Origin of the sequence: Stenotrophomonas capsici, assembly GCF_034961085.1 — a bacterium.
Taxonomy (GTDB): Bacteria; Pseudomonadota; Gammaproteobacteria; order Xanthomonadales; family Xanthomonadaceae; genus Stenotrophomonas; species Stenotrophomonas capsici.
Window position 1 is genome coordinate 1 of sequence record NZ_JAYFUH010000084.1, and the last position, 5,922, is coordinate 5,922.

8 protein-coding genes are annotated in these 5,922 nt (G+C 68.0%); 6 read left to right on the top strand and 2 right to left on the bottom strand.

Annotation, left to right across the window (positions count from 1 at the left end):
- The 3 genes from VA603_RS07150 to VA603_RS07160 all read left to right on the top strand — a co-directional run.
- The coding region (locus VA603_RS07150) for an iron uptake protein (protein ID WP_323438364.1) at positions 1 to 282 on the top strand (282 nt) is incomplete at its 5' end.
- Positions 283 to 295: 13 nt separating this feature from the next.
- Positions 296 to 1,963, top strand: a complete 1,668-nt coding sequence (locus VA603_RS07155) for a PepSY-associated TM helix domain-containing protein (protein ID WP_323438365.1) — start codon at positions 296 to 298, stop codon at positions 1,961 to 1,963.
- Positions 1,956 to 2,294, top strand: coding sequence for a DUF3325 domain-containing protein (locus VA603_RS07160; protein ID WP_323438366.1), 339 nt, complete (start codon positions 1,956 to 1,958; stop codon positions 2,292 to 2,294). Before VA603_RS07155 ends, VA603_RS07160 begins: the two co-directional genes overlap by 8 nt.
- 183 nt (positions 2,295 to 2,477) lie before the next feature.
- Here the strand turns inward: VA603_RS07160 and VA603_RS07165 are convergent, their stop codons facing one another.
- Entirely contained in the window at positions 2,478 to 3,368 is an 891-nt protein-coding gene (locus VA603_RS07165) for a LysR substrate-binding domain-containing protein (protein WP_323438367.1), read from the bottom strand.
- 99 nt (positions 3,369 to 3,467) lie between these two features.
- Between VA603_RS07165 and VA603_RS07170 the strand changes: the two genes are divergently transcribed.
- The 3 genes from VA603_RS07170 to VA603_RS07180 all read left to right on the top strand — a co-directional run bounded on the left by VA603_RS07170 (position 3,468) and on the right by VA603_RS07180 (position 5,483).
- Positions 3,468 to 3,665, top strand: coding sequence for a hypothetical protein (locus tag VA603_RS07170; RefSeq protein WP_323438368.1), 198 nt, complete (start codon positions 3,468 to 3,470; stop codon positions 3,663 to 3,665).
- A gap of 212 nt (positions 3,666 to 3,877) precedes the next feature.
- Complete coding sequence (locus VA603_RS07175) at positions 3,878 to 4,294, top strand: hypothetical protein (RefSeq protein ID WP_323438369.1); 417 nt, start codon at positions 3,878 to 3,880, stop codon at positions 4,292 to 4,294.
- 82 nt (positions 4,295 to 4,376) lie between these two features.
- Positions 4,377 to 5,483: a DUF4241 domain-containing protein gene (locus VA603_RS07180; RefSeq protein ID WP_323438370.1), complete on the top strand. Its 1,107-nt coding sequence runs from the start codon at positions 4,377 to 4,379 to the stop codon at positions 5,481 to 5,483.
- A gap of 69 nt (positions 5,484 to 5,552) precedes the next feature.
- On the opposite strand, the gene VA603_RS07185 is transcribed toward VA603_RS07180, so the two are convergent.
- Positions 5,553 to 5,922 (bottom strand): RIO1 family regulatory kinase/ATPase domain-containing protein (locus VA603_RS07185; protein WP_323438371.1); only part of this gene is annotated, 370 nt, incomplete at its 5' end.

A 5,922-nucleotide genomic window follows, 5' to 3' on the forward strand; every position in this document is an offset into this window, starting at 1 on the left:
TCCCGACGCCTGCAGGTCCTCCCGCGCATCCTTGCCGCCATCCTCGGCGGCTATGTGTTCGCCTGGGGCACGGTGGCATTGACCACCAGCGCGCTGTTCACGCTGAAGCTGGCGTTCCATGACGCCGAGTTCCTCGGCGCGCTGGTCGGCCTGCTGGCCTACCTGGGCGCATTCCTGTGGGCCATCGCCACCCACCACATGGCGCGGCTGTGGATGGTGGTGGTCGGCGGCGGTGCGCTGATGGCCGCGGCCGCATCACTCCTGCAATCCCGACTGGTCTGAGCCGGAGACATCCATGTTCAACAGCTTCCGTCAGGCCATGGCATGGCTGCACACCTGGTTCGGGCTGGTGCTCGGCTTCGTGCTGATGGCCGCCTTCTTCTTCGGCGCGCTGTCGGTGTTCGACCGCGAGATCGACCGCTGGTCGATCCCGGCCACGCGCATCGCGCCGCAGCCGATGCCGTCGTTCGACGCCGTGCTACGGCCGGCCTTCGAGCGCATGCAACCCACCGCCGAAGCCATCGCCGCGATGCGGCCGATGGTCAACGGCGACATGCCGCAACGCTTCGACCAGGTCGGCAGCTGGAGTGCCTACACCACCCATCGCGACCCGGTGCTTGCACTGTACGCCGGCTACGACGTGCCCAACGCGAAGAACCCGGACGAGCAGATCTGGGCATACGCCACCATCGATCCGCGCAATGGCAGGGCCTTGCCGGACGACCAGCTCAAGATCGGCAGTGGCTTCTTCTTCCCGCTGCATTACGGCCTGACCCTGGACTGGAAGAACCTGGGCGTGTGGATCGTCGGCTTCTCGACGCTGGTGATGCTGGCCGCGCTGGTCAGCGGCGTGGTCATGCACCGCAAGCTCTTCCGCGAGTTCTTCACCTTTCGTCCGGACAAGGCGCGCCTGCGCAGCGTGCTGGACCTGCACAACCTCACCGGCGTGGTGGCGTTGCCGTTCCATTTCTTCTTCGCGCTGACCGGCCTGCTGATCTTCGCCGGCACCTATTACTTCCCGGTCGGCCACACCCAGCTGCATGGCCTGCATGACCTGCACGAGCAGGTGGAGGCGCGGGAGACCGGCCTGCCGCACACGCGTGCCGGCGTCGCCGCCGGGCTGGCCTCGGTGGACGCGATGGTGGCCCAGGCGCAGCGGCGCTGGCAGGCCCATGACAAGGCCGGCGACGTCGGCTTCCTGGTGCTGCAGCACGTGGGCGATGCCAACGGCTACGTCAGCGTGTACCGCGCCGGTACCGATCGCATCGCCCTGGTCGGCGACGGCATCCACTTCAAGGCCGCCACCGGCGAGCTGATCCGCGAAGACCCGCCGGCCACCCCGGTGGCACGCATGAACGAATTCCTCACCGGCCTGCACCTGCAACACTTCCGCCATTGGCTGCTGCGCTGGTTGTACGTGCTGGGCGGCCTGGCCGGTGCCACCTGCATCGCCACCGGCTTCATCTTCTTCGTCGAGAAGCGCAAACGACAACACGCGCAGCAGGGCCGCCAGGGCGCGCGCATCGTCGATGCGCTGGCGGTCACCACGGTGACCGGCATGGTCCTGGCGACACTCGGCATCCTGATCGCCAACCGGCTGTTGCCGGAGGCGCTGCCGGCGCGCGGTGACTGGGAGCGCTACGCGTTCTGGGGCACCTGGGCACTGGCGCTGGTGCATGCCGGTTGGCGCAGTGCGCCGGTGGCACGCGGCCTGGTCAATCCGGCGTGGCGCGAACAGTGCTGGGCGATCGCCCTGTTCGCGCTTGCCGCGGTGCTGTTGAACGGGATGACCACAGGGGATCACCTGCTGCGTACCCTGGCCCAAGGGTACTGGCCGGTGGCCGGCGTGGACCTGTCATTGCTGGCCACCGCCGTGATCGCGGTGATGGCGGCCCGCAAGGTGGGCCAGCGGATACGCGCGACGGCGGCGCACGCGCCGCGTGAGGAGGCCGTGCATGCCTGAGTCGTTGCTCGACAACCTGCTGCTTGCCACGGCACTGCTGAGTGCGCTGGCCGGCATGGGATGGCTGGCCCTGTCGATGGACGTCCACGCCCGGCAGGTGTGGGCGCGCGCCCCGTCGAGAGGCGGCCTGCGCGTGCTGCGGGGGCTGGGTACGCTGGGCATCGTCATGGCGTTGCTGCTGTGCCTGGCCGTGGACCACGCCTCGATGGCGGTGCTGGTATGGGTGATGGCGTTGGCCGGGGCGGCGCTGGTGACCGCGTTCACCCTGTCTTGGCAGCCCACCCGGCTGCGGTTGCTGGCCCCCTGGATCAGCGGCCACCGGCTGCGCTAGGCGCGGCTTTCACCGCGAAGCACGCTTACGGCCGGCCTGCCGAAGGCCCCTCCACAACCCTCCCCTTGCCGCGCAACAGGGAGGGCTGATCCGTGCACGCTGCGAACCTGGCGGGAACGACCACGGCCGCCAGGCACGCGTACCGCCAACCGGCCCAATGGCAGCCGTCCCGCGTTCCCCGTGCTAACCGCCCACGTGTGCACGATGCTCCGCGGCCTCGTCGTGCAGCCATTGGCGGAAGGCAAGAAAGCCGCGATGCGTGGCCGAGCGCTCCGGGTAGACGAGCCAGTGTGACCAGGGCGTCTTCAGACGCTCCGGCGACAGCAGCACCAGCTGCCCGGACTCGAGCAGCAGCCGCGCGCGCGTGACGCGCCCCAGCGCGACGCCGACGCCATCCAGCGCGGCGCGGTGGTGGGATTCGGAGTCATCGAGGATGGCGATGTAACGCTTCGGCGGTGCCTCACCGACCAGCGCAAACCAGCGGTCCCATTCGCCATCCGGGTCGCCCAGCAATGGCCATTGCGACAAGGGCAACGCGTCGATGCCACCCATGCGTGCCACCAGTGCCGGACTGGCCATGGGCACCAGCCATTCGTCGATCAACGGCTCGGCGGTCAGGCCCGGCCAGTGGCCGTTGCCCACGCGCATCGCGGCATCGAACTGCAACTGCTTTTCGAAATCGACCAGGTGCTGGCTGGACTGCAGGTTGATCTCGATCTGCGGATGCAATGCCACGAACCGTCCCAGGCGCGGCACCAGCCAGGCCGATGCCATGCTCGGCACCACACTCACCGTCAGCACGCAGTCGTGGCGTGCGGGGAAGGGGCGGAACGCTTCGTTGATCGCATCCAGATGCGGGGCAACCTGGTCGAACAGGCGCCGTCCCTCCGGGGTCAGTGCCACGCCACGCGCCAGCCGCAACAGCAGCGGATAGCCCAGGCGCTCCTCCAGCTGGCGCATCTGGTGGCTGAGTGCACTGACGGTGACATGCATCGTTTCCGCCGCCCGCGAAAGGTTGCCCAGACGGGCGGTGGCGATGAAGCCCTGCAGGAGCTGGAGGGGTGGCTTTGACATTGAGCCTTCAATTTCCCTCAAGCCTTGCTTGAGGAATGATCGCTATTCCAGCCAACAGCTTGGACGCAACATGAGCCCTACTCAAGTAGGAGCATGGAAATGCGCATCTTCAGCGACCTGTTGTTTCTGCACGGACACCTCACCAATGCCGATCTGGCACGGCAGCTGGCCGGTGAAGCAGCGGCATCGGCCGCGAAAGACGTGCACGACCGGCCCGCCAAAGGCACCCCTCTCCAACCCTCCCCTTTGCTACGCAAAAGGGAGGGGGTCGATCCGTGCACCCTGCGTCCCTCGTAGGCGCGGTCTCGCGCAGGGGCGGCCTCCGCCGCGACGCCGGCCTACGACCGGCCTGCCCAACGCATCCGGCCTCAACCCGTTCCTTTGCGGCGCAAAGGAACGGACAGGTCAGCACGGCACGTCCGCATTGACGCGCCAACGGTCCCACTTCGGGTAAAACTCTCCCCGGCGCTGCAAGGCTGCACGCCGTCATCGCACAGGGAGAGAGAACCATGTCCACCCCCCATCCGCCCGCGTCCAGCCGCCGACTGCACTGGATGCTCGCCGGCCTGCTGCTGCCGTTTACCGTGGGCGCGGCACCCCCTGGCCCACTCGGGACCATCAGCGATGTCCGGATCACCGGCCAGGGCGTGGACACGCCCAGCGATGCGCCGCTATGCGAATCGTTCAAGCCCACCCCGCGCGAGGTCGTGGCGTTCTTCCGGCATGCGGTGGTGATCACGCCACGCCAGGAGCACGCCTATTTCCTGCATGGGCCCTGCTATGTCGAGGGCACGCTGCGCACGCGCTACGGGCAGTGGCGATGGCGCCTGCGCAACTTCGGCACGGCCTCTGTCAGCGTGGACGGCGGCGAAGATGCCTTCCTGTTCGCCGACCCGCGCCAGGAATCCTCGCTGGGCGACGACTGATGGCCCTGCCTGGCCTCGCCCGCATGGGCATCCATGGGTCGCCGGCGCGCTACGACACGCTACTGATTTCCGCGAGCATCACATGATGAAGAAATTGTTCGACCTGTTGACCGGCAAGCCGTCCTCACCCGCACCGGCGTCTGCCACCATCGCCCCGACGCCGGAAGCTCGGGTACGGGCCTTCATCCAGCACTGGCACCGGCAATGGACACATGCCCGCGAAACGATGGGCGACGACGTGGACTTCGGCCGCTGGCACAGCCTCGTTTCCGAAGCCGACCAGGCCCACTTCGACAGGGATTGCGGTTCCGGCACGAGCGATGCGTACGGCTCGGACCCGGACTTCGACCCGGCCACCACCGAGGTCATCGGGCAACGGATCGATGGTACGCAGGCGCAGGTGCATACGCGCCGCAACGGCGCTGCCAGCACCCGCTATCACGTGTACGACCTGCGGCACGACGCCAATGGCGATTGGCGGATCAGCCAGGTGTTCACGCTCTTCGATCCACCCACCGCCCCGGTGATCAACGCCGCGCGGTATGCCGAACTGGGCACGCTCAGCACGGCGGATGCGCCGTTGACCGCACCCAACGATGACCTCGCGCTCGACGAGAACCTGCTGTTCCGGGGTGATCGCCGCATCGAGCAGGACGACCTCCGTGGCCAGATCACCCAGCAGGTGATCGGTGAGATCGACATCCGCTCCGGCGTGTTGGCCATCAGCGATTTCGGCTATGGCTTCGATGACCTGCAGCCACTGGCGCGGCGGGCACCGCTGGGCCGCCATCCGGTGGAAACGGTGATGGTCGACCGGCGCGTGGCCGGCATCCGCATCCGCTTCGACCCGCACCGTCGCGCGGTTACCTGGAAGGCCGCGCGCACCCAGCACGGCACCGGCATCTATGGGGTGGACGCCGGCAACCTGGCGATCTTCGATGTCAGTGGGCTGCAGACGCTGAGCCACATCGCGCAGGAGCGCTGCTTCCGCCAGTGGTCAGGCGCAGGCATCGCGCGGACGTTGGCACTGGCCCACCCGGACGACTGCGTCATCACGCCCAGCGGCTACGGCGATGGCGCCTATCCGGCGTTCTGGGGCCTGGATGACAGCAGCGCGCTGGTATCGCTGTACGTCGATTTCATGATCCTGATCGAGGAGCGCGACGCGGGCCGCTACGTCTCGCTCTGACCTGCCTGGCGGTTCCACGTAGAAGCGGCCTCGGCCGCGAAGCCGGCGCATGCGAACGCAACCCGCGCCTCAGTACCCGTCTTCCTCGGCCGCGGCCTCGCGGCCCTGTTGCCGGATCAGGGCTTCCTCGCGTGCATCGTTGATCGCGTGGCGGACACTGTCCAGGTCCACCGCGCGCTCGTCGGGCGTGTACTGGCCACGCAACTCGGTCTCCGGCAGCAGGTCGCCGGCCTGGAACAACTCCCACATCTCCTCGCCGTACCAGGTATCGAGCAATTCGGGCGCCGAGCGCCCCAGGTAGGCGGTGAGGTTGTTGACGTCGCGCAGCAGCATGGTGCGCGCGGCGTTGTTGCCGCCGGCGCTGACCACCTGCGGGAAGTCGATCACCACCGGGCCATCCGGGCCGACCAGCACGTTGTAGGGCGACAGGTCGCCGTGG